The following is a 25,725-nucleotide window of genomic DNA, read 5'->3' as shown; positions in this document are numbered from 1 at the left end:
AATACCTCCACAAAAGTAGCTCAGCCGAGTACGGATGCCGCCCCCTTGAGCACCAGTCCGGTCCCGAGGGCCACGACGACCAGGGCCGACCACAGGGGTGTGGTCCGGCGGACGGCGGTGACGAACGGGTGGGCGCTCCAGCGGGGGCCTCGGTCGAGTACCCGGGTCATACCGCTACCCAGCCTGACGACGGCGAACCCGGCCGCGGCGAGCGTGAGGGCGAGCCCGGCGCCGTACGCGCCGACGAGCAGCAGCCCGAACCAGGCCTGGCCCAGCGCGGCGGCGCCCACGAGCACGACGACGGCCGACGGACTGGGCACGAGCCCACCGGCGAAGCCGAGGAGGATCGTGCCGCGCAGGGTGGGGGCGGTGGGGTGGGTGTGGGTGAAGCCGTTGTGGGTGTGTTCGAGACCGCGGCTGTGGCTGTGCCCATGTCCGTGGCTGTGCCCATGTCCGTGGTCGTGGTCGTGGTCATGTCCGTGGTCCTGGTCACGTCCGTGCCCGTGGTCGTGTTCGTGCGGGTGGGACTCCGACGGTGCTGCGGCTGTCGATGTGGCCTGGGCGCGAGCGCCGACGAGGGCGAGTGGACGCTCCCTGGCCTCCTCGGTCACGGGAGTGTGCGAGTGGCCGTGCTCATGGCCGTGGCCGTGTTCGGGCCCCTGTTCGTGGCCGTGTTCGTGGCCGTGTTCGTGCCCGTGTCCATGGCTTCGGCTGCGCCATGCCCGTCGTACGAGACTCACCCCCGCCAGCAGTACCAGCGCACCGCTCGCCACGCCCAGCCAGGCGATCACCGAGGGCGCCGCGGCCGAACCGGCCGTCACCAGCAGGCCCAGGGCGACCACGCCCAGGGTGTGGGTGACGGTCACGGACGCGGCGAGCGGCAGGACGTCCTTGAGGCGGGCCTTTCCGCCGCGTGCCGCCGCCGTCGCGGCCATGATGGTCTTGCCGTGGCCCGGGGCGAGCGCGTGCAGCGCGCCCAGGGCGATCGCGATGAGCAGGGCCAGCGCGGCGAAGCCGAGGGTGAGGTCGTGGCGGGCGACCAGATCGTCCAGGGCCTGGGTCCAGCGGTCGGCGCCGCGGGGCAGTACGGAGGCGGCGGGAGCGTCCCGGCCGCCGTCCTCGACCAGGGCCGGGCCGCCGGGCCGCAGCTTCAGGGACGCGTCCGCGGTGTCGGCCGGGGAGGAGAGCAACTCCTGCGGGTAGCTCGTCAGTTCGTGTGAGATCGAGTCCTTCGGCACGTCCGTCGCGGTGAGCGTCGTACGGTCGCCGCGCGCGGTGATCTCCCGCCAGCCGGGGCCGGTGGACGCGCCCGCGCTGTGGAAGCGGAGGGATACCGGCTCGCCCGCGGGCAGCGGTGCGGTCAGCCGGCACTCGACGCGCAGGGTGTCGAGTCCCGCCTGGCCGGGCCGGAGCCGGGCACGGCTGGTGTCGACGGCGAGGGCGACGGCACGTCCGTCGACGGTGACCTCGCTGCCCTCGGCGGCCTTCTCGCACCGCTGCCGCGCCCACTGCGCCGTGCCCAGCCGCCGGAGGTCCGGCTTGGCCTGGGTGGCCGGGATCTCGGCGAGGTCCTCGACGTGGTCGACGCGGAGCCGGTCGGGGGCGGCGACGAGACCGTCGTAGCGGTTGACCGTGAAGTTGCCGAGGGGGTGGGCGCTCGCGGCCGCGGCGGGGACGAGCGCCAGCGCGCAGGCCGCCGTGAGGACGGCGGCGCCGGAGGCGAGCAGACGACGGGGTTTCACCGGGCCGCCTCCAGGGACTTCAGCGCGGTCCTGGCCGCTCGGGCGCCGAGGGGCGAGAAGCCCGGGTTCAGCTTCAGGGCGGCGGCCAGGTGGGTGCGGGCGTCCTCCGGGTGGCCGGTGGCCCGCTCGATCACGCCGCGGTGGTAGAGGAACGAGGCGTTGCGGTAGCCGGTGGCGGTGGCCCGGCGGGCGTAGGGGAGTGCTTCCGTGTCCCGGCCGTCGACGTGCAGGGCCCAGGCGAGGGCGTCCGCGGTGTGCACGGTGTGCCGGCGGTCCCACTCCGCGCGGGCGGCGCGCAGCGCGGACTTCGCGTCGCCGTGGTCGGCGGCGGCGAGCGCGGTGTCGAGGTCGGCGTTGACGCCGTTGGCGCGGGCGAGGGCGGTCCAGGCGTCCACGAGGGCGTACTGGTCGTAGGCCCTGGCCCGGTCGCCGTCTGCGCCGCGGGACTCGTACAGTTCGCCGAGTTCGACGAGGGGGCCGGGCAGCGGGTAGCGGGACACGACGTCCTCCATTGCCTCGAGCGCTCCGGACCGGTCGCCGCTCGCGGACCGGGCGCGGGCGCGGCCCTCGAGGGCGGGGAGGTAGTTCTCGTCGGCGCCGAGGGCGCGGGCGTAGTGGTCCAGCGCGCTCTTGTACTCGCCCTGATTCCAGGCCAGTTGGGCGAGCTGGGTGGAGACGTAGGCCACGTCGCCGGGGGAGGCGGCGGTGTCCAGGGCCTGTTCCAGGACCCGGCGGGCCGTGGCCACGTCGCCGCGCAGTTCGTGCACGTACGCGTAGCGCGTGAAGACCGGGACGCCAGGGTGCCGGGCGTCGGCGATGTCGGCCGCCTTCTGCGCGTCCTCGTACCGGCCGAGCTCGACGAGAGCGTCGACGCGCGAGCAGAGGGCGCGTTCGCTGTAGGGGTTCTGCTTCAGCGCCCGGTCGGCGTACTTCAATGCGTTCGCGAAGTCGTGCCGGGCGGCGGCGAGGGCGGCGCGTCCGGCCAGGGCGGGGTCGTTGTCGGGCGACAGGTCGAGCGAGCGCTTCAACGCCTGCTCGGCCTGCGGGTAGCGGGAGGGGTCGCCCTTGGTGCGCGCCTGCTCGACGTACGCCAGTCCGAGCGTCGCCCAGCCGCCGAAGTCCTTCGGCTGGCTCCGCAGATGGGCCTGGAGCGCGGTGATGCTCGCGTCCAGGTCCGCGCTGCCCAGCAGGGCGGGCGAGACGGCGGCGGGCGCCGCGGCGACGGCGACACCGCGCCCGTCCCGGACCGCCCCGACCGCCACCGCCCCTGCGGTCAACGCCACGGCCAACAGGGCCGCACAACCCGCGAGTCGACCGACCCGCCAGCGCCGCCCGGCGGCGGCGACACGCCGCACGGCGGTGAGGCGGGGGTCGGCGGGGGAGGTGCTGGTGAGGTCGGTGACATCGGTGGTGCCGGTGACCTGAGCGGTGCCGGTGCCGGTGGTGCCGGTGGTGCCGGTGGTGCCGGTTCCCGTGCCGGTGACGTCGCTTCCCGTGTCGGTGGTGCCGGTGCCGGTCCCCGTGCCGTCCGGCGCCGGTGAGGCGGAGGGCGAGGCGGCCTCGCTCCGTGGTGCGTTGTCGTTCGTACGCGGGGCCATGCCCTCTCCTCGGATCGTCGTGCGGGGCGGCGCGGCCCGCACCGTGGGGGATTGTGGATGTGCGGGCCGCGCCGGTCTGTGGGGGTGCGGTGCGCCCTAGTACGGCCGCTGCATGCGCCGGCGCCACCAGGCCAGGCCCAGGCCGATCAGCAGGACACCGGCCGCGCCCGAGGCCGCCGAGGCGGCGATCAGCGTGGTGTCGGCGCCGCTGCCCGCGGCACCGGCCGGCTGGAGGGCGTCGCCGAGCTGGCTGCGGACGTCCGTGCCGCTGGCCGTGCCCTTGGCGAGCGCGCCGCGCGAGCCCGAGGTCGGGTTGGCCAGGTACGGGAAGGAGTGGCCGAACTTCTGGTCGTTGGCGTCGACGGCGTCGCCCAGGTCGTTCTTGGAGCCGACCAGTTCGCCCTCGACGACCTGGAGGGAGGCGTCGATCACGTCGTCGGTGAGCCGACGGCCGTTCGGGAAGCCCGCGTTGTCACCGTCCAGCACGCCCAGCCGCTTCGGGCTGGCGGTCGGCTTGATCGAGGTGTTCAGGCGCAGTTCCTCGGCCGGCTTCACGTGCGGCGGCTGGTTGAGGCCCTTCACGCCCTTCAAGAAGACGTCGACCAGGTCGTTGCGCGGCTCGGCCGGCGCCTTGATCTTGTAGATCGCCTCGATGAGCTTCGGCAGTTCGGGGTTGGTGACGTTCTTCAGGAACTGCGCGTCCTCCCACGGTGAGGAGGCGTTGAACTTGTCCTTGTCCTTCTGCGGGTTGACGACCTCGTTGACGAGCGGGTTGCCCAGCCGCGAGACCTGCGTGTAGTAGCCGCCCGCGGTCCTGCGCTGGGTCGTCGACCAGACGCCCACGATCGGCTGGTGGGCCGACTCGGTGATCATGTCGTTCGGGACCTGGAGGGCGATGGAGTTGACGTTGTAGCCCTTGAGGGTGTCCCGGCCGACCTCGGAGAGGTTCCCGCCGTACAGCAGGTCGAAGACGCGCAGGTCCAGGAAGAACGGGTCGTCCGCCTGCCCCGCGAACGTCTGCGCGCCGCTGGCGAGCTTGTGGATGGCCTGGTGGCGCAGCTTGCCGTAGTCCGGCATCGACGCCTTGCCGACGTTCGACGGCGCGACCGGGACGTCGTCCGCGATCTTCGTCTTCGACACCTGGTGCTGGTTCTTCAGCCGGATCAGGTCGATGTCGTACGTCTGGGTGATGTTGAGGTCGGGGTCGTCGAGGCTGTCGACCGCGCCCGTGTTGTAGAGGAACGTGTTCTTGTTCTTGGTGTGGGTCTTGAAGGTGTAGCGGAAGAGCAGCTCGCCCTGCGCGTCACCGTTGTTGTCGATGTGGATGTCGTACTGGGCGTCGTCCGCGAACGTGTAGAAGTTCGGTCCGCCGGCCGGTTCCTCGAAGGGGATCCAGTTTGCGACGATGGTCGTCGTGTCCGGCTTGTCCGGGCTCACGAAGGCGTACACGTCCGTGTTGTCGTACTGGGGTGTCCCCGAGATCAGCGGGGCTTCGCGGTGGCTGGAGGCGGAGGCCGCCCCAGGTTCCAGTATGGCCACACCGGCGGCTGTGAGCCCCCCGGCGGCCAGCGCACCACATATGAGGGCCGCAACGCTTCGGCGTCCCGTACCGCTCCTGGAGATAGGTGTCATGCCGTCCGTCCTCAGTGCCAACTTGCCTGACGGACGGGTATACGGCGCGATGCCCCCGATCGGATTGGTCTCTCGGGAAAATTCTTTTCTCGCTGTTCCACCCGCGTTTTCGGCCCGCTGATCCGTAACCCCATCCGGAGGTGCGTTCGTTGCGAATGCCTGGTGTGATGGGGCGGGCCGGCTGCGGCCGGGGAGAGGGGGACCGGGTGGAGGCGGACGAGCTTCTGGTGCTCGTGGCTGGTGGCGACCAGAAGGCATTCGAGAAATTGTACGGACTGGTGTCCGGGCCGGTGTTCGGGCTCGTACGACGCGTGGTGCGGGATCCGGCGCAGTCGGAGGAGGTGTCCCAGGAGGTACTGCTCGAACTGTGGCGCTCCGCAGCCCGCTTCGATCCCGGCCGGGGCAGCGCCCTCTCCTGGATCCTCACGCTCGCCCACCGCCGCGCCGTCGACCGGGTGCGCAGTGTCCGGGCGGCCGGGGAACGCGAGCAGCGTGAGGCGCGACGTGCCCACCACCCCGCCTTCGACCAGGTCACCGAGGAGGTCGAGGCGGGCTTGGAGCGCGAGTGGGTGCGCACCTGCCTGGACCGGTTGACGGCGCTGCAACGCCAGTCCGTCACTCTCGCCTACTACGACGGATACACCTACCGTGAGGTGGCCGAGCGGCTTTCCCTGCCGCTGGGCACGGTCAAGACACGTATGCGCGACGGACTCACCCAGCTGCGCAAATGCCTGGGAGGTGTCGCATGAGCGTCCTCGACCGCCTGTTCCGACGCGAGGATCCGCACTCGCTCGCCGCCCCCTACGCCCTCGACGCGCTGGAGTCCGCCGAGCGGCTGCGTTTCGCGCGGCACCTCGCGGGGTGCGACCAGTGCACCGCCGAGGTCCGCGCCCTGACCGAGGACGCCGTGAAACTCGCCTGGTCCACCGCCGCCTCGCCGCCGCCCGCGATGCGCGAACGAGTGCTGGCCGCCGTACGGACGACTCCGCAGCTGCCCGCCGCGGAACGGGAGCACGCGGCCCAGTTGCCGCCGCACGTCTGGGGCGCGCAGCCGCCACCCGCGCGGATGCGCGCGCCTCGTCCGCGCCCCCTGTTCGTCCCGTTCGCCACGGCGACGGCCGCCGCGGCCCTCGTCGTCGCCTCGCTCTTCGCGGTCCAGGCCGACCGCGCCCAGGACCAGCTGAACGCGGAGCGTGCCCAGTCGCGTGAGATCGCCCACGTTCTGGCGGCTCCGGACGCCCGTGCGACCACCGACCGGGACGCGCAGGGGCGAAGTATCGGAGTGATCGCTTCCGCCGAGGAGGGACGAGCGGTCGTCACCTTGAGCGGATATGACGGCCTGTCGAAGGGGCGGGTGCGCCAGCTGTGGCTCATGCGCCCCGACGCGCAGCCGCGCTCCCTCGGTCTCTTCGACGGCGACACGCCCTTGGTCACGTCCGGTCTCGACCGCTCCGCCACGTCACTCGCTGTGACCGTCGAGCCCGGCGGGGGCTCGGTCCGGCCCACCAGCCAGCCGGTTGTCCAACTCGCCCTGAAATCGCTCGGATTCGGAGAGTAATCGTCAACCCCCTTATGGGGAAGGTGAATCCTGTGACCGCGATACACGAGTGCCCCGAGGGAGCGATAGGGTTACTCTGCCCGGGCCGGGTGGACTCGTACGGGTGGGGAGTGACATGGAACAGATAACAGTGCGCAGCAGGGCCAGGGTCCCTGCGATCACCTGCGGGAGCAGCGCGACCAGTTCGCGTCTCGACCGCCATCTCTCGGTGCTGGCGGGCCCCGCCATACCGCAGCGGGAGACGGTCGAGGCGACCTCGCTGATGCGCGAGCTGACGGCACGTGACACCCACCCCGACACCACCAGCAGGGTTGCGCGCGTGCGTCGCGTCTCGCTCTTCGCGCCGCTGCGCCGGCTGCGCCGCTCGCTCTTCGGCGGGAACTGAGGCCCGCGCTCAGGCCGCCACACCGTCCCGGCGCAGGGCTGCGATCTGCTCGTCCGTCATCCCCACGGCGTGCAGCAGTGCCCCGGTGTGCTCCCCGAGCGCGGGTACGTCCCCCATCCTTGCCTCCGCTCCGCCCGGCAGCGTGATCGGCGGCAACAGTGCCCGCAGCGGCCCGACCGGCGTCCCCGTCACCCGCCACCGGTCCCGAGCCGCCAGCTGCGGATGCTCGGCCACCTCGTACAGGTCCCTCAGGCGTGCGCACGCGATGCCCGCGTCCTCCAGTCGGGCGACCGCCTCGTCGGCGTCCAGCGCGCCCAGCGCCTTCGTCACGTGCGCGTCCGTACGTTCCCGGTTCGCGACCCGGGCCGCGTTCGTCGCGTAGGCCGGGTCCGCGCCCAGATCGGGCTGCCCGAGGACCCGTTCGGCCAGCCGTCGCCACTCCCGGTCGTTCTGCACCGACAGCAGCACCCGCCCGCCGTCGGCCGTCGGATAGGCGTCGTACGGCGCGATGACGGCGTGCGCGAGTCCCGTGCGCGCCGGGGGAGTGCCCCCGTGCATCGCATGATGCAGCGGATGTCCCATCCACTCCGTGAGCGCCTCCAGCATCGACACCTCCACCGGGCCGCCACGCCCCGTGGTGCCCCGCCGCACGAGCGCCGCCAGCACCCCGGAGAACGCGTACATCGCGGCCGCGATGTCGGCCGCCGGGATTCCCGCCTTCACCGGCTGCTCCGGTGTCCCCGTCACCGACACCAGCCCGGCCTCGCACTGCACGAGCATGTCGTACGCCCGTTTGTCCGCGTACGGGCCGGACGCCCCGTAGCCCGAGATGTCGACGGCGACCAGCCGGGGATGGGCCGCGCACAGGGTGGCCGCGTCCAGGCCGAGCCGGGCGGCGGCGCCCTGCGCGAGGTTCTGCACGAACACGTCGGCCTCCGCGACCAGCCGCCGTACGACGTCGAGGCCCCGTGCGTCCTTCAGGTCCAGGGCGATCGACTCCTTGCCGCGGTTGCACCACACGAAATGTGAGGCGAGGCCGCCGGCGGCGGTGTCGTAGCCACGGGCGAAGTCGCCGCCGTCGATCCGTTCCACCTTGATCACGCGGGCGCCCAGATCGGCGAGCTGCCGGGTGGCGAAGGGCGCCGCGACGGCCTGTTCGACGGCGACGACGGTGATGCCCTCCAGGGGCGCGGGAAGTGGCGTCATGTGCCGGATCATGTCCCGCGCATGACGCCTTTGTCATGCGCGGGGGTGTGTGTACCGGTGCACGGCGGCCGGTGCGAACAGGGCGATCAGGACGGCGCACCAGGCCAGGGAACCGGCGACGGGGTGCGCCACCGGCCAGGCGGCGCCCGCGGGCACGGGGGCGTTGCCGAACAGGTCCCGCAGGGCCGTCGTCACCGCGCTGATCGGGTTCCATTCGGCGAGCGTGCGCAGCAGGCCGGGCAGGTTGTCGGTGGGGATGTAGGCGTTGGACAGCAGCGGCAGCATGAACGTGGCGCTGCCCAGCTGGCCCGCCGCCTCCTCGCTGCGGCTCAGCAGCCCCAGGAAGATCCCGACCCAGGTGCACGCGAACCGGAACAGCAGCAACAGGCCCAGCGCGCCAGCCGCTCCGGCCGGCGACCCCTCGACCCGCCAGCCCACCGCGAGCCCGACCAGCAGGAACGGCACCGTCCCGACGGCCGTGACGACGAGGTCGGCCGCCGCCTGCCCGAGCGGCACGGCGGCCCTGCTCATCGGCAGGGAGCGGAAGCGGTCCGTCACGCCCCGGTGGCAGTCCTGGGCGGCCTGGAACATGCCGGTCATGATCCCGTTGGCGGCGGTGGCCACCAGCAGACCCGGCACGAGGAAGGAACGGTACTGCGCGCCGGGCATCGCGAGCGCGCTGCCGAACACGTAGCCGAAGAACAGCAGCATGGTGATCGGCATCGTCTGGGTGAGGATCACCAGAGCCGGGTTGTTCCGGACGCGCTGGAGTTGCCGGCCCAGCATCGCGGTCCCGTCGTACGCCAGGGTGCTCATACCGCGTGCTCCTTCGTGGCGGCCCGGTCGGCGGCCCGGTCGGCCGCACCGCCTTCCTGGGTGTCGTCGGTCTCGTCGGTCTCGTCGCTCTCGTCGGTCAGGCTCAGGAAGGCGTCGTCGAGGGTCGGAGGTCGCAGGGTCGCGTCCAGCAACGGCACGCCGGCCGCGTCGAGTTCGCGCACGAGGCGGGGCAGCGTGAGCGTGGGGTCCCGGGTGACGGCGCCCACGGTGCGGCGCACGTGGTCGAGGACGGGCTCGGAGCCGGTGAGCCGGTCCAGGACACCGGCGGCCGTCGCCATGGCGTCCGCGTCCGCGACGACCACCTCCGCGCAGGTGCCGACGACCGCCTTCAGGTGGGCGGGCGAACCGGTGTGCGCGACCCGGCCCCGCCGCATCAGGGCGATCTCGTCGGCGAGTTGATCGGCCTCCTCCAGATACTGCGTGGTCAGCAGCACGGTCGTGCCGTCCGCCTTGAGCTCGCGCACGGCGTCCCAGATCCGGTTCCGGCCGGCCGGGTCGAGCCCCGTGGTCGGCTCGTCCAGGAAGAGCACCTCCGGACGGCGGATCAGGCTCGCCGCCAGGTCCAGGCGGCGCCGCATCCCGCCCGAGTAGCCGGACGCCGGCCGGTCGGCGGCCTCGGCCAGCCCGAAGCGGTCGAGGAGCTCCCCGGCCCGCTCGGCCGGCCCGCGCACCCGGTGCAGACGCGCGAACAGCCGCAGGTTCTGGCGCCCGGTGAGATCCCCGTCGACCGACGCGTACTGCCCCGCGACCCCGATCCCGCGCCGTACGGCCGCGGCCTCCCGGACGAGGTCGTGCCCGGCGACCCTGGCCGACCCCGCGTCCGGCCGCAGCAGCGTGGTGAGCAGCCGTACGGCCGTCGTCTTGCCCGCCCCGTTCGGGCCCAGGACACCGCACACCGTGCCCCGCGGCACGGCCAGGTCCAGCCCGCGCACGGCGGGAACGGCACCGAACCGCTTCTTCAGACCCTCACTAAGTACAGCGTACGTAGTAGTCATGGCCCGACCATAGCGCACTACGTACGGTGTACGTAACTACGATGGTGGCCGAGGTGATGATCGATGGCGGGCCGAGCGGCCGTACCCGAAGTGATCTGGGCGCGCCCCGAGCGGACGGGCCGAGGGCCCAGACCGGCCTACAGCCGGGCCGACGTCGCGGCGGCCGCGGTGCGCATCGCCGACGCCGAGGGGCTCGACGCGGTGTCCATGCGGCATGTGGCGACGGAGCTGGGCTGCGGGACCATGTCGCTGTACAACTACGTCCCCCGCAAGGAGGACCTGCACGAGCTGATGGTGGACGTGGTCAGCGGCGAGCACGAGCGGTGGGAGCCGAGCGGTGACTGGCGGGCCGACATGCTCCGGGTCGCCCACCAGACCCGGACGCTGATGCACCGCCACCCCTGGCTGCCCCGGCTGATGTCACCGGTGTACGGCTTCAGCCCGAACGCCCTGCGCTACCTCGAACACTGTCTGGCCTGCCTGGACCCGCTGGAGGCGTCCTACGGCACGAAGATGGAGCTGGTCGCGATGCTGAACGCGGTCGTGACGGTCTATGTCTCGAACGAGATCGCCACCGCCGAGCGGGCGCGCTCGCTGCCGTGGTCGGAGGAGCGGGAGAACGCGGTACGGATCGCCTACCTCGGGGGACAGGTCGCGAGCGGGGCGTATCCGCGGATGGCGGCCGCGTTCACGGAGGACGCGGGGCCGATCGACCTGGCGGCGGTGTTCGAGCGGGCGTTGGGCCGCGTGCTGGACGGCTTCGCGCCGCCCGGACAGGGGTGAGCGGCGGCCGCGGGAACGCCGACCCCGCGGTCAGATGAGGGCGAACTGCCCCTCGGGGCCCTCCTCGTGGTGGTCGAGGACCGTCGCGGGACGACGGGCGGGCTCCGGTACCGGGAACACCCCCGCCCTGCGCAGCTCCGCCGCCGTGACCGGCGCCGTCATGGTCAGCTCGGCGCGCTGCGGGCCCAGTTCCGCGAGCAGCGTGAGCACCGTGATCAGTTCCAGCAGTTCCGACGTCCACGCCTGCTGCCAGGCGGCCGGCCGGATCGCCGCCAGGGTTCCCGGCTCGCCCTCGGCCGTCCGGGCCGTGAACCACTCCTCCAGGACGCGGACGCCGGCCGCCTCGAAGTCCCACGCCTGTGGCGGCACCGGTGAGACGCGGCCCTCGTCGAGGTGCAGGGTCTCCTCGTCGCGGTCGTAGTGGATGGTCAGGGGCCGGGCGGGGAGGGGGGCACGAACGTAGGGGCGGCGGCCGCCGGGGAGCTTGGGGCGGTCGCCGTCGCGGCGCATCAGCCACAGGACGCGGCCGCCCAGTTCGACGCCCCGGGCCCAGAGTCCGGGGTCCTCGGTGAGGGGGACGGTGAGGTCGGGGCGTACCGCCGCCAGGGTCCAGGCCAGGAAGTCCGCCGGGGCGGGGGAGAGGCCGAGCCGGTCGCCGAGGTGCTCCAGCAGGCCGGGGGCCAGGTTCGGCTCGGTGCCGTCCGGGCGGCGGTACAGCGGGCGGACCCGGCCCGGGCGCAGCAGGGGCAGGAGCGAGGTGGCGAGCAGCCGGGGCCCCGGGGCCTCCGGGGTCTCCGGGGTCTCCACCAGGAAGACCTGGTGCGCGCCGGCCACCCGCCACAGCTCCGGCCGGGCCGCGTCGACCAGGCGGTGGTCGGGGATCAGCCACTGCTCGTCGAAGGGCGCGTGCAGCACCCGTACCGGCTCCGGGCAGGGGCCACAGGCGCGGGCCAGCCTCTCGGTGCCGCTGGTCTGCCCGGGCAGCCGGCCCACCGCCGAGTGCGGGGTGCGCGAGCGCGTCGGCTCGAACAGGGCCTCCCGGTCGGGGCCCTCGGCCTTCATGAGGGCGTCCCAGCGCGCTTTCAGGGACGCCGGGTCAGGGGCCGTCGGCCACCCCCGGCCGAGCCGCGGCGGTGCGACGGACCACGGCATGAGGTCCGCCAGCGGCGGAGCGTCGTCGGGCGTCACGCTGGGCATCGTACGACGGGTCGGCGCGGGGCGGGTCAGGTGGCGTCGAGGGTCACCGTGAAGGAGAAGCGGTCGCCCCGGTAGTGGATGACCGCCACGTCCAGCGCCCGGCCGGCCGTGTCGTAGGTGACGCCGGTGTAGTGCAGGATCGGGCTCAGCAGCGGGACTTGGAGCAGTTTCGCCGTCTCCGGGTCGGCGAGCCGGGCCTCCACCGTGTCCGTGATGCGGCTGATGTCCGCGCCCACCACGTCCCGCAGCACCTTCGTCATCGGCCAGCGGACCAGGTCCGCCAGGTCGATGCGCTCGGCCAGTTCGGGACGGACGTAGTTGCGGGCGTGGTTGGTCGGCTCGCCGGTCGCCTCGTCGCTGCGCAGCCGGTGGTACGTGGCCGTCTCCGCGAGATCCGGGAAGTGCTCGGCGACCTCGGTCGGCAGCGGCGCCCGGCCATGCTCCAGCAGCTCGGTCGTCATCCCGGACTGCTGGGCCACGATCGCGTCCACCGAGCCCAGCAGCCGCACCGGCGTGCTCCGCCGGGCGTCGGGCTCGATGAACGTGCCGCGCCGGCGATGACGCGAGATGAGGCCCTCGTCCTCCAGCTCCTTCAGCGCCTGCCGCATGGTCAGCACGCTCACCCCGTAGTGCCCCGCCAACTGCTCCTCGGTGGGCAGACGCAGCGGGTCCCGGGGTGAGCGGCCGAGTATCGAGGCGCGGAGCGACTGCGACACCTGGTACCACAGAGGCAGCTTGCGGTTCAGGACGATCGAGTCCGGAGCGAAGGGGGTCACGGGCCTATCCGTACCTGTCGGGAACGGTCAGTGCAACGGGCGGAAGTGGCGTTCGAGGCCCTGCCAGACGTCGTCGTAGCGCTGCTGGAGGTGTTCCGCCCGCGCCGCGCGCTCGGTGAGGGTCACCGGCCAGCGGGTCTCGAACATGAACGCCAGCCCGTCGTCGATCTTCTGCGGCCGCAGCTCGGCGGCGCTCGCCCGGTCGAACGTCTCCCGGTCCGGACCGTGCGCCGACATCATGTTGTGCAGCGAGCCGCCGCCCGGCACGAAGCCCCCCTTCCCGGCCGTCTTCGCGTCGTAGGCGCCCTCGATCAGCCCCATGTACTCGCTCATCACGTTCCGGTGGAAGTACGGCGGCCGGAAGGTGTCCTCGCCCACCAGCCAGCGCGGCGCGAAGACCACGAAGTCGACGCCCGCCAGGCCCGGGGTGTCCGACGGCGACGTCAGCACCGTGAAGATCGACGGGTCCGGGTGGTCGTACGAGATCGTGCCGATCACGTTGAAGCGGCGCAGGTCGTAGACGTAGGGAACGTGGTTGCCGTGCCAGGCGACGACGTCGAGCGGGGAGTGGTCGTAGGTCGCGGTCCAGAGGTTGCCGCAGAACTTGTTCACCACCTCCACGGGCCCCTCGACGTCCTCGTACGCGGCGGTCGGCGCGCGGAAGTCACGTGCGTTGGCGAGCCCGTTGGCGCCGATGGGACCCAGGTCGGGGAGGCGGAAGGGGGCGCCGTAGTTCTCGCAGACGTAGCCACGGGCGGAGGCGTCGAGCAGCTCCACCCGGAAGCGGACACCGCGCGGGATCAGCGCCATGTGTCCGGGCTCCGCGTGCAGCATGCCGAACTCCGTGTGCAGCAGCAGTCCGCCGTGCTCCGGGACGATCAGCAGTTCGCCGTCGGCATCGCTGAAGACGCGGTCCATGGAGGAACTGGCGTGATACAGGTGCACGGCCATGCCGGCGCGCTGGGTCGCGTCGCCGTTGCCGCCCAGGGTCCACAGGCCCGCCAGGAAGTCGGTCCCGGCCGTGGGCTCCGGCAGCGGGTCCCAGCGCAGCCGGTTGGGGTCGGGCGGGGTCTCGGTGAAGGGGCCGGTGCGCAGCGCGCCGTTGTCGGTCCGGGTGAACGCCGGGTGGGCGGCCGAGGGGTGGATCCGGTACAGCCACGAGCGGCGGTTGTGGGCCCTGGGCTCGGTGAACGCCGTGCCGCTGAGCTGTTCCGCGTACAGGCCCAGGGGTGCGCGCTGGGGCGAGTTGCGGCCCTCCGGCAGTGCGCCCGGTACGGCTTGCGAGCTGTGCTCGTTGCCGAATCCGGTGAGATAGGACAGCCCTTCGGCGGTCTTCCGTGCGTCCCCGCTCATGATCGCTCCCTCGCAGCCTCATTCCTATGCATCACCGTAGGATTGCGTTTTCGTGTGCGCAAGGGGATCTGCGGACGTAGTCGTCAGGACGGGCCACGGACGACGGGAACCCGACTTCAGGGGGATCCGGGAAGCGGACCGTTGTTCTACGCTCCCGGGCATGTCGTGGACGCGCAGCCTTCTCGGCGCGCTCGCGGTCTGTGTGCTGCTGCCGGTCGGGCCGGCGGGCTGCGGCACCGGCGGTGCGCAGGAGCAGAAGAGCCAGAACAGGGGTGAGTCGGCCGCGCCGGCGGGCAGACTCCTCGACGACACGGACGAGGGAGGGCGGCATTACCGTGAGGTGGAGAAGAAGGGCGCTCCCCGGGTCGCCATCGAGGTGGAACCCGACGACGGCGGCGGCTGGGACGTCCGCCTGACCGTGCGCGACTTCCGCTTCTCGCCGGCCGGAACGCGGCCGAGAGCCGTCCCCGGCCGCGGCGTCGCCCTGCTGCTCGTGGACCGGCGGCCCGTCGCCGTCCTGCGCGGTCCCCGCCACCGCCTCGCGGCCGGCTACCTCCCGCACGGCACCCACCAGGTCACCGCCCGCCTCTGCGCCGACGACGACACCGTCTGGTCCGTCGACGGCGAGCCGGTCGAGAGCACGGCGGACATCACCGCGTCGGCACCCGGACCGGCGCCCCAGGCGAGCGGGTCCGCCACGGTGAGTGCGGAGGGCGGTGGCCCGCGTACCGGGGGGCGAGGTTCACCGGACCGCGGCGGAGAGGCATCATGAAGCCCGTGCCCCACGCGACATCGCTCCGCCGTGCCCCCGTGCAGCGGCGCAGCGCCGAACGGCTGACCAGGATCCTCGACGCCTGCGCCGACCTCCTCGACGAGGTCGGCTACGACGACCTGAGCACCCGTGCCGTCGCCGTGCGCGCCGGCGTCCCCATCGGCTCCGTCTACCGCTTCTTCGGCAACAAGCGGCAGATGGTCGACGCCCTCGCCCAGCGCAACCTCGAGCGGTACTCCGAGCGGATCACCGAGCGGCTGAAGGCGGCCGAACCGGGGGACTGGCGCGCGGCCATGGACGCCGTACTCGACGAGTACCTGGCCATGAAGCGCACCGCGCCCGGCTTCTCCCTCGTCGACTTCGGCAACCAGATACCGGTCGGCGCCCGCCACGCCGAACCCAACCACCGCGTCGCCGACCGCCTGACAGACCTGCTCTCCGGCTACCTCGGCCGCACCCCCGACGACGATCTGCGCCGCACCTTCCTGGTGGCCGTGGAGACCGCCGACACCCTGGTCCACCTCGCCTTCCGGGTGGACCCGGCGGGCGACGAGAAGATCATCCGCGAGGCGCGGGAGATGCTCCGGGCTTATCTGGTGCGGGTGCTGGACTGACGGGGGTCATTTCGGGCGCCCGTTGCTAGAGTGATCGGATCCTTGGGTCGTGCATGGGGGGACACGCTATGGCTCGGGTGGTCTGCGTCCACGGGATCGGCCAGCAGTACACGGGAGAGCGGGAACTGCACGCCTCCTGGTACCCGGCGCTCGCCGACGGGCTGACCCGCGCCGGGGGCACCGCCGCCGCACTGGACGCGGACGACGTCCGCTGCGTCTTCTACGGCGACCTGTTCCGGCCACCCGGCCGCACCCTTGCCGTGCAGGACCCGCCCCTGGATGCCTCCGACGTCATGCCGGGATTCGAGACGGACCTCCTCCTCGCCCTGTGGGCGGAGGCGGGGCGCACCGACCCCGCCGTCCTCCCGCCCGACGCCCGCACCTTGGCCCGTACCCCCCACACGGTGCAGCGCGCCCTCAACGCCCTCAGCCGCTCCCGGTTCTTCACCGGCATCGCCCTGCGCGGCCTGGTCCTCGACCTGAAGCAGGTCCGCGCGTACCTGTACGACTCGGGTCTGCGGGACGCCGTGCAGCGGCGGGTCGCCGACGTGGTGACCGACCGCACCCAGGTGATCGTCGGGCACTCCCTGGGCAGCGTCGTGGCCTACGAGGCGCTGTGCGCGCACCCCGGCTGGCGGGTGCGCGCACTGCTGACGCTGGGCTCGCCGCTGGGCATCCGCAACCTGGTCTTCGACCGGCTGCGGACGGGAGAGGGCGGCGCACCCGGCGACTGGCCGGGCAGCGTCGACCGGTGGACGAACATCGCCGACGAAGGTGACGTCGTCGCTCTGGTGAAGGACCTCCGTCCGTTGTTCGGCGCCCGGGTGCGCTGCCATGTCGTCCACAACGGCGCCCGGGCCCACGACGCCACGCGCTACCTCAACACCCCGGAAGCGGGAGGTGCGGTGGCCGATGCACACGGTCCCGCACTCGGCTGAGGCGCGGGGGGCGGAGTCCGCGCAGGACGCCCGCATCGCACGCCGTTTTCTGATCACCGCCGCTGTCACCGAGGTACGGGCGCACCCAGAGGCGGAGCGTCCCGAACTCGCCGACGACGTAAGGCGGATAGAGGACCTGTTCCTCGGCGAACTCGGCTACCTGCGGGGCGTCGACCTCGGCGCCAATCCGACCCGGGCCCGACTGGCCGACGCTCTGCGGACGTTCGCCACCGCACCGGAGCGCAGCCCAGAGGACTACGTCGTCCTCTACCTCGCCACCCACGGCGTCACCGCCGAACACAGCGGGCGCCACTATCTGCTCCTGCACGACAGCGACGCCCGCAACCTGCGCGGCACCGCGCTGCCCACGGAAGACCTGGTCGCCCAACTGTGGGAGGACACCGACGTCGAGCGGCTGCTCGTGCTGATCGACGCCTGCTACGCCGAGGAGGGCGCCGACCGGGCGCTGCGCGGCGCCCTGGAGGCTCGCCGCTTCCGGGAACCGGTCACCGAGCACGGCAACACCGGCCTCGTCCTCGTCTCCTCCTCGCGCCGCAAGGAGGAGACGTACACGGGTGCCCTGTCGGCCGCCTTCGACCGGGCCGTACGCCGACAGGCCACCGCCGGACACGCCCCGGCCCACATCAGCCTCGAACACGTCATGGCCGCCATCCGCAGCGACAGCGAGGTGCCGCCCGCGCAGCGCCCGGTGTGGTCCCTCACCCACGCCACCGGAGACATCCCCGCGTTCCTGCCCAACCCCCGCCACCTCCCCCACTCCGCCGGGCTCAAGCTGGAGGAGATCGACCGGATCGTGGCACTCGGCGCCCGCGAACGCGAGGCGCGCGACCAGGACATGCGTGGCTTCTTCCTGCCCCGAGCTCGTGGCACCGACGTACCCAGCGAGGACGTCTGGGACTTCACCGGGCGGCACGCGGCCATCGCCGACCTGACCGTCTGGCTCGACCCGCGCCGTACCGGGGAACGGCTGTGCGTGGTCACCGGCGACCCCGGCTCCGGAAAGTCCTCCCTGCTCGGCATGGTCGCGGTGCTCACCGACCCGGAGCGAAGCGCGTCCGTGCCCCGCGCCGGACTCCCGTCCCTGCTGCCCCGGCCCGGGGACGTCGACGTCCGGGTCAACGCCTCCCACCTGTCCACCCGGCAGCTCCTGGACGCCCTGTCCGCCGCCGCGGGCTGTGCCGCCGAGTCCCTGGGCGCGCTCACCGCCCATCTTCAGACCAGGACCAGCCCCCTCGTCGTCCTGATCGACTCCCTGGACGAGGCCCTCGCACCCCACGAGAGCGTCGATGACCTCCTCGTCCCGCTCACCGACCCCGAACGCCGGCTCCCGCTGCGCCTGCTGGTGGGTGCCCGGCCGCACATCGCCGCCCGGCTGCCCGCAGGCGCACCCCGTATCGACCTCGACTCCGAACGTCACGGAGACCCGGACGCGGTTCGCGCCTACACCCGCAAACTCCTGTGCGTCCCCGGATCGGTCCTGGTCACCGCCGCACCCGGACTGGTGGACAACATCGCCGAGGCCGTCGCCGAGGCCGCCGGCCGCTCCTTCCTGGTGGCCCGGATCACCGCCGGCACGATCGCCCGCGAACCGTCCCCGCCCGACCCGCACGACCGGCAGTGGCGCGATGGGTTGCCGCGGCTGCCCGGCGAGGCCATGGAACGTGACCTGGTGCAACGCCTCGGCCCCCGCGCGGCCCAAGCCCGCGACCTGCTTCTCCCGCTCGCCTTCGCCCAGGGCGCGGGCCTGCCCTGGGCGGGCATGTGGCCACGCCTGGCTTCCGCGCTCACCGGCACGGAGTACGGCGACGAACACATCGTGTGGCTGCGCCAGGCGGCGGGGTCGTACGTCGTCGAGGGGGTGGACAGCGGCGGCTCGGTCTATCGGGTCTACCACCGAGCCCTCATCGAGTACCTGCGGGAGGGCCGGGACGTGGAGACGGTCCAGCGGACCGTGACGGAAGCGCTGCGGGACGTCGAACACCCTTACGTACGCCGGTACCTGGCCCTGCACGCCGGAGAGGGCGGGGTGCTCGACCCGCTGGTACAGGACGCGGGGTTCGTGCTCGGTGCCGATCCCGGGCAGCTGCTTGCCGCACTGCCGGCGCTGCGCACCGTGGAGGGGCGGCGCGCCGGGCAGGCGGTGCGGGATCTGGAGGACGAGCTGCGGGATCGGGCGGGCAGGGGAGCGGACCCGGAGGCGCGGGCTCGGCTGCGGCTGGCGGCGGTCTGCCGTCAGGCACAGGCGCTGGCCGACTCCTGCGACACGGGGGAGGGTGAGTTGCCATGGCGGGCGCGTTGGGCGGCCTGGAACCCTCATGAGGGGGACCGACGTTATCCGGGAATGACGATCGGGCTCGGCCGCGGCGTCGTGGTGCCCGACATCCGGGGCGCACGCTATCTGGACCTGCCCTCGCTGCTCGGGCCTCGGTGGTACGACCTGGACGATGGCGAGACGGTCCCGGCGGACCCGCGACGCGTCGAGTGGTACCTGGGAAGTCTGACAGCCCCTCCCCAACTCCAAGGTCAGGCCGCCGCGTTGTGGTTCGACCAGCAGCTGGTGGTCGAGCGCGGTTCCGTGACGGCGAAGAACTACGTCCGGCTGCTCCACCTGTGGGACGGATACCACCGCCGGACGTGGCTTCTGTCACCCGCCCCGGCCCTGGACTTCGAGCCCGAGAGGCGCGTCCCGGACGTCCCGGAGCAACTGGTGGTGCTCGCAGGATCTGACGGCACCCCCGCAGCGGCGGTGCTGCGCATGCGCAACGGCGCCCTGCTCGTCCACCGGCTGGGCACCCAGCGACACTATCCGCCCCTCACCCGACAGCAGCGTCGGTCCCTGTGGAGCTGGGAGACCGAGCGGTGGGAGGGGAAGGCCCACCAGTTGGCGACCGACGTCGCGGTGATGCCATCCGCGGAGAGGGTACGGGGGCCGATCACCGCGTGTGCCGCGCCGCTCGGACTTTCCTCGATGTCGCTCCTGCTGGGGTACGCCAACGGCGACGTCGAACGGTGTCGTGTCGCTGTCGGGCCGGGCGAGGCCGGCGGTTGGGCCACCTCCGACCATGTACGCACGGGGCACGAAGGCCCCGTCACCCATATCGACCTGGTGACCGACCATCCGCAGGGCAGCGCCCTGGTCACGGCCGGCGACGACCACACCGTCCGGCTGTCCTCCCTCAGCGGGGGCGGACCGGTCAGGACCCTGCTGAGGAGCGTCTTCGACATCGCCTCGTTCGCGGTGCGCCGCGTCGGGCGGCAGTGGATCGTCGCTGTGGTCACTGCCGACGGGCAACTGCACCGCGTCGACCTCGACAGTGGTCGTCCGATCGGCCTGCCCTCGCGGGTCGACCGGGGGAGGTCGGTCGCCGTGGCGACGTTCGAACTGGGATCGACCCCCTGCGTGTCCGTCCAGGGCGCCACGCGTGGCCTTCAGCTGTATGACCTGGTGACCGGTGAGCGCGTCGGCGGCCAGGTCCTGCCGCACGCGGTGACGGCGGTGCGCCGGGTCGGCGGAACGGTCTGTGTGGGCGGCTCCGATGGGATCGTACGGTTCTGGCCAACCGCCCACGCGGCGGACTCCATGCAGATCACCGCGCACGAGGGCCCGGTCCTCGCTCTGGGTGAGATCCGCGGCCCGTCGGATGCGCCGGCCCTGGTCAGCGTTGGCGAGGATTATGAGATCCGGTGTTGGGACCTGGCCCGGCCGCATGAACTGTGGCGGCACAGAATTCTCGACCCGGGCCCCTGGGAGGTCCCGCTGGTCGGCTGCGCCACGACCGGGCGCAGCGCCGACGGCCGGGACTACGTGGTCACCGGCGAGTACGGCGGCCGGGTCCGGCTGCTCCTGCTGCGCGACGGACTCCCGCACGCCACACAGGAGTTCACTGTGCCCGACATCGTCACCACGCTGGCATGCGGCCGGATCCACGGTCGGGACGTGGTCGTGGTGGGCACCGACACGGGCCGGTTCGCCTGCTGGGACATCGGGGCGAACCGCATGTACGTCCAAGGCCCGCTGCCCGCTGAGCCGGTGTGGACGACCGCGCTCGCGCTGGCACCCGACGGATCGGGGCGGCTCGCGGCGGGCGGCCTCGATGGGTCCGTACGGGAGTGGTCACTGCCGTCGTGCCGACCCCTGGGACCGGCCCGTCCGGCCCACCGCGGGGCCGTGCCCGCGCTGGCCTACGTAGGCGCGCGGCTCGTCGGCTTCGGGACCGACGCCCGCCTGGTCTCGTACGACGACGGCTGGGAGCGCCGGATGCCCCGTCCGGCCGGATCGATCTGTGCCGAGGACAACGTTCTGCTGTGCGGTGACGGCGGCGGTCACGTCTGGCAGCTGCGGGACACGGCGCAGGGCCGACGGGTCGTCGAGGCGCTCGACGAGGTGCGGCCGGTGTCCGCCGTCGCGGCCGTGCCCCTCGACGGCGCACCGGCGGTCGTCGTGGGCAGCCCCGACGGCACGCTCCAGGTGCGGGAGGCGGAACACGGCCGGCTGGTGCGCCGACTGCGCCCGGTCGGCGACAGCGGCGTCGAGCAACTGGCCACCGTGGCCTGGCGGTCACCAGGCCGAGAGGTGCGGCCCCTGCTCTTCGCCCGCAGTGTCGACGGCCTGTTGCAGTACTGGGACTTCGGCCCGCGGGGCACGTTCGGATCGGCGGCTCTGCCGCTTGTCACGCCAGTCCCCCATGCCCGCCCGGGAGCCCGGCTCGCCGTGCTGCCGGACGGTGCCGGAGCTCAGTCGCTGCTGTCACTCGTCGTGTCGGACGCGATGGATCCCACGGCCTCCGACACGTACCGGGCCGGTCTGGTCTCGGTCCACGACGTCGGCCGGGGACCGCTCCCGGATCAGCCGTGTTCCGCCCTCGGTGAGGGAGAGTCCGACTCCACGGAGATCCACGCGGTGCGCTGCGCCGGCCGACTGCTGGTTCTCCTGCCGTTTCGCCACCACGTGATCCGGGTGCTGGACACGTCGACCCGCCGCTGGGCGCCCCTGTTGTTGTCCGACGACTTCCTGGTCGCCGCATTCGGCCTGACGGGGCCGGACGGCGACGAACTTCTGGTGATCGGCGCGGAGCGCACCCAGATCATCCCCTGGGAGGCGTTCAAGACCCGTTTTGTCGGGACGGCAGAGCGACCGGCGTCGTACCGCTCGGCGGGCCGGCGTCGCTGGGGCCGGTATCGGCCCCCGGTCCCCCCGCCGACTGTCGCCCATGAACACGCGGTGCCGCTGTTCGCCTCCCTTGCCGCGCTTTTCCCCGACGGCGAGTGCTACGCCCTCGCTCACCACACGGACGTTGCCGTAGCCGGTACCCGCGACGGCAACGTCCGCCGTCGGCTGGAACTCCCAGCCCCCTGCACGGCCCTTGCCGTCGGCCCGCAGGGCGAGTTGATCGTCGGCACCCGTAACGGCCCCATTCTCTTCGACTGACGTCCGGGATCCCTCCCCGTCGTTCATACCGGTCGGTATGCTCGCCACGTACGTGTGCGTCGCTGTTGCCGCCACCCTTTCGGGAGGACCCGTGTCCCGCACCGCCCTGCGTATCTGTCCCCTGTGCGAGGCCACCTGCGGCCTGACCCTGACCATCGACGGAACCCGGGTGACCGGGGCCCGAGGCGACCGTGAGGACGTGTTCAGCCGCGGGTTCGTCTGCCCCAAGGGCGCCGCCTTCGGCGCGGTCGACGGCGACCCGGACCGGCTGCGCACCCCCCTGGTGCGCCGGGACGGGGAGTTGCGCGAGGCCGGCTGGGAGGAGGCGTTCGACGCGGTCGCCGCCGGAATCCGGCCCGTGGTCGAGCGGTACGGGCCGAACGCCGTCGGTGTCGTCCTCGGCAACCCCAACGTGCACACCATGGCCGGCGCCCTCTACCCGCAGGTCCTGATCGCCGGCCTGGGGACCCGCAGCCTGTTCACCGCCTCCACGGTCGACCAGATGCCCAAGCACGTCTCCAGCGGGCTGCTGTACGGCGACGCCAACGCCATCCCCGTACCCGACCTGGACCGCACCGACCACCTGCTGCTCCTGGGCGCCAACCCGATGGAGTCCAACGGGAGTCTTTGCACCGCCCCGGACTTCCCCGGCAGGCTCAAGGCCCTCAAGGCCCGCGGCGGCACCCTCACGGTCGTCGACCCGCGCCGCACCCGCACCGCCAAGCTCGCCGACCGGCACCTCGCGATCCGGCCCGGCACCGACGCCCTGCTGCTCGCGGCGCTGGCGCACACCCTGTTCGAGGAGGACCTCGTCGACCTCGGGGACCTCGCGCCCCACGTCCAGGGAGTGGCTGAACTCCGGTATTCCATAGGCGACTTCACGCCCGAGGCGGTCGCAGGTCCCTGTGACGTCGAGGCACCCGTGATCCGTGCCCTGGCCCGCGAGCTCGCCGCCGCCCCGACCGCCGCCGTGTACGGCCGCATCGGCAGCTGCACGGTCCCGCACGGCACCCTCGCCAGCTGGCTCGTCGACGTCCTCAACATCCTCACCGGCAACCTCGACCGCCCCGGCGGTGCCCTCTTCCCGCAGGCCGCCACCGACCGCACGCCCCGCCCGGCCGGACCCGGGCACGGCTTCGCGCTCGGCCGCTGGCACTCCCGGGTCAGCCGACACCCCGAGGCGAAGGGGGAGCTGCCGCTGTCCGCGCTCGCCGAGGAGATCGACACCGCCACCCCGGAGGGCGTACCGATCCGCGCCCTCGTCGCCGTCGCCGCCAACCCGGTGCTGTCCGCACCCGACGGCGCCCGGCTCGACAAGGCGCTGGACTCGCTGGACTTCATGGTCAGCGTCGACCCCTACCTCAACGAGACCTCGCGCCACGCCGACGTCGTGCTGCCCCCGCCCCCGCCCGCGCAGAGCCCGCACCACGACTTCGCCTTCAACACACTCGCCGTACGCAACCAGGTCCGCTACACCCGCCCCGCCGTCCCCCTCGAACCCGGCCGGATGGCCGAGACCGAGATCCTGGCCCGGCTGACCCTCGCGGCGACCGGCCTGCACGGCGCCGACCCGTCCGCCGTCGACGCGATGGTGATCGACCAGACCCTCGGCAAGGCGGTCCGCGAGGAGCACTCGCCCGTGCACGGCCGCGACCCGCGCGAACTCGCCGCGCAGCTGCACGGCGTCAACGGCCCCGAGCGGCGGCTGGACATGATGCTGCGGCTCGGCCCCTACGGCGACGGCTTCGGCGTACGACCCGACGGGCTGAGCCTGGACAGGCTGCTCGCCCACCCGCACGGCATCGACCTCGGCCCGCTGCGCCCCCGGCTGCCGCAGCCGCTGAAGACCGCGAGCGGCCGGGTCGAACTGCTGCCGCCGCCGATCGCCGCCGACCTGCCGCGGCTCCGGCAGGCGCTGCGGGAGCGCCCCGACGGGCTCGTCCTGGTCGGCCGTCGGCATCTGCGCTCCAACAACAGCTGGATGCACAACGTGCCCGCGCTCACCGGCGGCACCAACCGCTGCACCCTGCACATCCATCCCGAGGACGCGGAACGGCTGGGGGTGCGTGACGGAGCGGACGTGCGGCTGAAGGGGGCCGGGGGAGAAGTCGTCGCCCCGGCCGAGGTCACGGACGGCGTCCGGCCGGGCGTGGTGAGCCTGCCGCACGGCTGGGGCCACGACCGCCCCGGCACCCGCCTGAGCCACGCCGCCGCCGATCCGGGCGTCAACGTCAACCAGCTCCTCGACGGCAGCCTGCTCGACCCGCTGTCGGGCAACGCGGTCCTCAACGGAGTGCCCGTGGCCGTCACCGCCCTCACGGGAAGCTCGTGACCTGGAGTTTTGCGCTTATTGCTCGCGCGTCAACATCTTGTTAACGCAGATCGGCGCGACCTAACGTCGACGCACCGCCGGCCCACCGGTGGGATGTTCAAGGGCGAACGTTAGGTATTCCATTCATGCTGACCATCCTCGGCTTCGCCATGATCGCGACCTTCCTGGTCCTGATCATGCTGAAGAAGATGTCGCCGATCGCGGCGCTCGTGCTGATCCCGGCACTCTTCTGTGTCTTCGTCGGCAAGGGCGCCCAGCTCGGCGACTACGTCATCGACGGCGTCACCAGCCTCGCCCCCACCGCGGCGATGCTGATGTTCGCGATCGTCTACTTCGGCGTGATGATCGACGTCGGCCTCTTCGACCCGATCGTCCGGGGCATCCTGAGGTTCTGCAAGGCCGACCCGCTGCGCATCGTCGTCGGCACCGCGGTCCTCGCCGCGATCGTCTCGCTCGACGGCGACGGCTCGACCACCTTCATGATCACGGTCTCGGCGATGTACCCGCTCTACAAGCGCCTGAAGATGAGCCTGGTCGTGATGACCGGCGTCGCCGCCATGGCCAACGGCGTGATGAACACCCTGCCGTGGGGCGGCCCGACCGCCCGCGCCGCCACCGCGCTGAAGGTGGACGCCAGCGACATCTTCGTCCCGATGATCCCGGCGCTCGCCGTCGGCCTGCTGGCCGTCCTCGCCCTCTCCTACGTCCTCGGCCGCCGCGAGCGCAAGCGGCTCGGCGTGCTGACGCTGAACGAGGTGCTGGTGGAGGAGCGCGAGACGGAGACGGCGCTCGTGGGGGCTCGCGGCTCCGCAGACGGCAAGACCGCCGTACGCACCGGCGGCGCGGGCTCCGGCGCGGCCGCGGACCTGCCCGGCGACCGTTCCGACGACGGCTTCCAGGGCCTCGACCCGGACCGGCCCACCCTGCGCCCCAGGCTGTACTGGTTCAACGCGCTGCTCACGGTCACCCTCCTCACCGCCATGATCATGGAGTGGCTGCCGATCCCGGTGCTGTTCCTGCTCGGCGCCGCGCTCGCGCTCACCGTCAACTTCCCGCACATGCCCGACCAGAAGGCCCGCCTCGGCGCCCACGCCGAGAACGTCCTCAACGTCTCCGGCATGGTCTTCGCCGCCGCCGTCTTCACCGGCGTGCTCCAGGGCACCGGCATGGTGGACCACATGGCCGGCTGGCTGGTCGGCAACATCCCCGCCGGGATGGGCCCGCACATGGCCCTCGTCACCGGCGTCCTGAGCATCCCGCTGACGTACTTCATGTCGAATGACGGCTTCTACTTCGGCATCCTCCCGGTGCTCGCCGAGGCCGGCCAGGCCCACGGCGTCTCCACCCTGGACATCGCCCGCGCCTCGATCGTCGGCCAGCCGCTGCACATGTCCAGCCCGCTGGTGCCCGCCGTCTACGTCCTGGTCGGCATGGCCAAGGTCGAGTTCGGCGACCACACCCGGTTCGTGGTGAAGTGGGCCGCGCTCACCTCGCTGGTGGTACTCGGCGCAGGAATCCTGTTCGGGATCATCTGACCCTCTGAATCCTCCGAACCCTC

The 25,725-nt window shown here is 72.6% G+C and carries 19 protein-coding genes; 10 read left to right on the top strand and 9 right to left on the bottom strand.

The genetic code is table 11. From position 1 onward, the window contains the following. Nucleotides 1–20 precede the first annotated feature (20 nt). The 3 genes from ACFV0T_RS18265 to ACFV0T_RS18255 all read right to left on the bottom strand — a co-directional run bounded on the left by ACFV0T_RS18265 (nucleotide 21) and on the right by ACFV0T_RS18255 (nucleotide 4,972). Nucleotides 21–1,742 (bottom strand): nickel transporter, encoded by a 1,722-nt coding sequence (locus tag ACFV0T_RS18265; protein ID WP_385779689.1) that lies wholly within the window; start codon nucleotides 1,740–1,742, stop codon nucleotides 21–23. Continuing rightward, nucleotides 1,739–3,340 (bottom strand): tetratricopeptide repeat protein, encoded by a 1,602-nt coding sequence (locus tag ACFV0T_RS18260; protein ID WP_385779687.1) that lies wholly within the window; start codon nucleotides 3,338–3,340, stop codon nucleotides 1,739–1,741. Before ACFV0T_RS18260 ends, ACFV0T_RS18265 begins: the two co-directional genes overlap by 4 nt. 96 nt (nucleotides 3,341–3,436) lie before the next feature. Then, nucleotides 3,437–4,972 carry a DUF4331 domain-containing protein gene (locus tag ACFV0T_RS18255; RefSeq protein ID WP_385779685.1) on the bottom strand — a complete coding sequence of 512 codons (1,536 nt, stop codon included), beginning with the start codon at nucleotides 4,970–4,972 and terminating at the stop codon, nucleotides 3,437–3,439. 206 nt (nucleotides 4,973–5,178) lie between these two features. Here ACFV0T_RS18255 and ACFV0T_RS18250 point away from each other — a divergent pair, with 206 nt between their 5' ends. From ACFV0T_RS18250 to ACFV0T_RS18240, 3 genes are all read left to right on the top strand, one after another. Beyond that, the gene (locus ACFV0T_RS18250; RefSeq protein WP_385779867.1) at nucleotides 5,179–5,721 is read left to right on the top strand and encodes a sigma-70 family RNA polymerase sigma factor; all 543 of its coding nucleotides are present in this window, start codon (nucleotides 5,179–5,181) and stop codon (nucleotides 5,719–5,721) included. After that, a complete protein-coding gene (locus ACFV0T_RS18245) occupies nucleotides 5,718–6,530 on the top strand; it encodes an anti-sigma factor domain-containing protein (RefSeq protein WP_385779683.1) in 813 nt (270 codons plus the stop codon). Before ACFV0T_RS18250 ends, ACFV0T_RS18245 begins: the two co-directional genes overlap by 4 nt. A 115-nt stretch (nucleotides 6,531–6,645) precedes the next feature. Further along, nucleotides 6,646–6,915 carry a hypothetical protein gene (locus ACFV0T_RS18240; protein WP_385779681.1) on the top strand — a complete coding sequence of 90 codons (270 nt, stop codon included), beginning with the start codon at nucleotides 6,646–6,648 and terminating at the stop codon, nucleotides 6,913–6,915. Nucleotides 6,916–6,924: 9 nt separating this feature from the next. Here the strand turns inward: ACFV0T_RS18240 and ACFV0T_RS18235 are convergent, their stop codons facing one another. The 3 genes from ACFV0T_RS18235 to ACFV0T_RS18225 are packed head-to-tail and all read right to left on the bottom strand — an operon-like array spanning nucleotide 6,925 to nucleotide 9,953. After that, nucleotides 6,925–8,133 (bottom strand): CaiB/BaiF CoA transferase family protein, encoded by a 1,209-nt coding sequence (locus ACFV0T_RS18235; protein WP_385779679.1) that lies wholly within the window; start codon nucleotides 8,131–8,133, stop codon nucleotides 6,925–6,927. Between the two features lie 21 nt (nucleotides 8,134–8,154). Then, nucleotides 8,155–8,937: an ABC transporter permease gene (locus tag ACFV0T_RS18230; protein WP_385779677.1), complete on the bottom strand. Its 783-nt coding sequence runs from the start codon at nucleotides 8,935–8,937 to the stop codon at nucleotides 8,155–8,157. Continuing rightward, nucleotides 8,934–9,953, bottom strand: coding sequence for an ATP-binding cassette domain-containing protein (locus ACFV0T_RS18225; RefSeq protein ID WP_385779675.1), 1,020 nt, complete (start codon nucleotides 9,951–9,953; stop codon nucleotides 8,934–8,936). Before ACFV0T_RS18225 ends, ACFV0T_RS18230 begins: the two co-directional genes overlap by 4 nt. A gap of 63 nt (nucleotides 9,954–10,016) precedes the next feature. Between ACFV0T_RS18225 and ACFV0T_RS18220 the strand changes: the two genes are divergently transcribed. Further along, complete coding sequence (locus tag ACFV0T_RS18220) at nucleotides 10,017–10,736, top strand: TetR/AcrR family transcriptional regulator C-terminal domain-containing protein (RefSeq protein WP_385779673.1); 720 nt, start codon at nucleotides 10,017–10,019, stop codon at nucleotides 10,734–10,736. A 30-nt stretch (nucleotides 10,737–10,766) separates the two neighbouring features. Here the strand turns inward: ACFV0T_RS18220 and ACFV0T_RS18215 are convergent, their stop codons facing one another. From ACFV0T_RS18215 to hmgA, 3 genes are read right to left on the bottom strand one after another with little or no spacing between them, the layout of a single operon-like run. After that, a complete protein-coding gene (locus ACFV0T_RS18215; RefSeq protein WP_385779671.1) occupies nucleotides 10,767–11,933 on the bottom strand; it encodes a type ISP restriction/modification enzyme in 1,167 nt (388 codons plus the stop codon). 26 nt (nucleotides 11,934–11,959) lie between these two features. Beyond that, nucleotides 11,960–12,709 (bottom strand): GntR family transcriptional regulator, encoded by a 750-nt coding sequence (locus tag ACFV0T_RS18210; RefSeq protein WP_385779669.1) that lies wholly within the window; start codon nucleotides 12,707–12,709, stop codon nucleotides 11,960–11,962. A 27-nt stretch (nucleotides 12,710–12,736) separates the two neighbouring features. Next, nucleotides 12,737–14,062, bottom strand: a complete 1,326-nt coding sequence (hmgA, locus tag ACFV0T_RS18205; RefSeq protein ID WP_385779667.1) for a homogentisate 1,2-dioxygenase — start codon at nucleotides 14,060–14,062, stop codon at nucleotides 12,737–12,739. A gap of 160 nt (nucleotides 14,063–14,222) precedes the next feature. Between hmgA and ACFV0T_RS18200 the strand changes: the two genes are divergently transcribed. The 6 genes from ACFV0T_RS18200 (at nucleotide 14,223) to ACFV0T_RS18175 (ending at nucleotide 25,702) form a co-directional block, all read left to right on the top strand. Beyond that, nucleotides 14,223–14,834, top strand: a complete 612-nt coding sequence (locus tag ACFV0T_RS18200; RefSeq protein ID WP_385779665.1) for a hypothetical protein — start codon at nucleotides 14,223–14,225, stop codon at nucleotides 14,832–14,834. Further along, nucleotides 14,831–15,448, top strand: a complete 618-nt coding sequence (locus ACFV0T_RS18195) for a TetR family transcriptional regulator (protein WP_385779663.1) — start codon at nucleotides 14,831–14,833, stop codon at nucleotides 15,446–15,448. The genes ACFV0T_RS18200 and ACFV0T_RS18195 overlap by 4 nt, the downstream gene beginning before the upstream one ends. A 68-nt stretch (nucleotides 15,449–15,516) precedes the next feature. Next, the gene (locus ACFV0T_RS18190) at nucleotides 15,517–16,386 is read left to right on the top strand and encodes a hypothetical protein (RefSeq protein WP_385779661.1); all 870 of its coding nucleotides are present in this window, start codon (nucleotides 15,517–15,519) and stop codon (nucleotides 16,384–16,386) included. Beyond that, entirely contained in the window at nucleotides 16,361–21,835 is a 5,475-nt protein-coding gene (locus tag ACFV0T_RS18185; protein ID WP_385779659.1) for a caspase family protein, read from the top strand. The genes ACFV0T_RS18190 and ACFV0T_RS18185 overlap by 26 nt, the downstream gene beginning before the upstream one ends. Before the next feature lie 91 nt (nucleotides 21,836–21,926). Continuing rightward, nucleotides 21,927–24,167 (top strand): molybdopterin oxidoreductase family protein, encoded by a 2,241-nt coding sequence (locus tag ACFV0T_RS18180; RefSeq protein WP_385779657.1) that lies wholly within the window; start codon nucleotides 21,927–21,929, stop codon nucleotides 24,165–24,167. Nucleotides 24,168–24,292: 125 nt separating this feature from the next. Further along, a complete protein-coding gene (locus tag ACFV0T_RS18175; protein WP_385779655.1) occupies nucleotides 24,293–25,702 on the top strand; it encodes a CitMHS family transporter in 1,410 nt (469 codons plus the stop codon). Nucleotides 25,703–25,725 lie beyond the last annotated feature (23 nt).

Origin of the sequence: Streptomyces sp. NPDC059582, from assembly GCF_042735715.1 — a bacterium.
Taxonomy (GTDB): domain Bacteria; phylum Actinomycetota; class Actinomycetes; order Streptomycetales; family Streptomycetaceae; genus Streptomyces.
The sequence above is the reverse complement of the archived record's forward strand: the minus strand, read 5'-3'. Positions and strand labels throughout refer to the sequence as shown.

Bases quoted from the DNA above. Each gene is read 5' to 3' on its own strand.
- ACFV0T_RS18195 (WP_385779663.1), top strand. From the start codon at position 14,831: ATGAAGCCCGTGCCCCACGCGACATCGCTCCGCCGTGCCCCCGTGCAG.
- ACFV0T_RS18255 (WP_385779685.1), bottom strand. From the start codon at position 4,972: ATGACACCTATCTCCAGGAGCGGTACGGGACGCCGAAGCGTTGCGGCC.
- ACFV0T_RS18215 (WP_385779671.1), bottom strand. From the start codon at position 11,933: ATGCCCAGCGTGACGCCCGACGACGCTCCGCCGCTGGCGGACCTCATG.
- ACFV0T_RS18240 (WP_385779681.1), top strand. From the start codon at position 6,646: ATGGAACAGATAACAGTGCGCAGCAGGGCCAGGGTCCCTGCGATCACC.
- ACFV0T_RS18230 (WP_385779677.1), bottom strand. From the start codon at position 8,937: ATGAGCACCCTGGCGTACGACGGGACCGCGATGCTGGGCCGGCAACTC.
- hmgA (WP_385779667.1), bottom strand. From the start codon at position 14,062: ATGAGCGGGGACGCACGGAAGACCGCCGAAGGGCTGTCCTATCTCACC.
- ACFV0T_RS18235 (WP_385779679.1), bottom strand. From the start codon at position 8,133: ATGATCCGGCACATGACGCCACTTCCCGCGCCCCTGGAGGGCATCACC.
- ACFV0T_RS18225 (WP_385779675.1), bottom strand. From the start codon at position 9,953: ATGACTACTACGTACGCTGTACTTAGTGAGGGTCTGAAGAAGCGGTTC.
- ACFV0T_RS18245 (WP_385779683.1), top strand. From the start codon at position 5,718: ATGAGCGTCCTCGACCGCCTGTTCCGACGCGAGGATCCGCACTCGCTC.
- ACFV0T_RS18175 (WP_385779655.1), top strand. From the start codon at position 24,293: ATGCTGACCATCCTCGGCTTCGCCATGATCGCGACCTTCCTGGTCCTG.
- ACFV0T_RS18200 (WP_385779665.1), top strand. From the start codon at position 14,223: ATGTCGTGGACGCGCAGCCTTCTCGGCGCGCTCGCGGTCTGTGTGCTG.
- ACFV0T_RS18185 (WP_385779659.1), top strand. From the start codon at position 16,361: ATGCACACGGTCCCGCACTCGGCTGAGGCGCGGGGGGCGGAGTCCGCG.
- ACFV0T_RS18190 (WP_385779661.1), top strand. From the start codon at position 15,517: ATGGCTCGGGTGGTCTGCGTCCACGGGATCGGCCAGCAGTACACGGGA.
- ACFV0T_RS18260 (WP_385779687.1), bottom strand. From the start codon at position 3,340: ATGGCCCCGCGTACGAACGACAACGCACCACGGAGCGAGGCCGCCTCG.
- ACFV0T_RS18220 (WP_385779673.1), top strand. From the start codon at position 10,017: ATGGCGGGCCGAGCGGCCGTACCCGAAGTGATCTGGGCGCGCCCCGAG.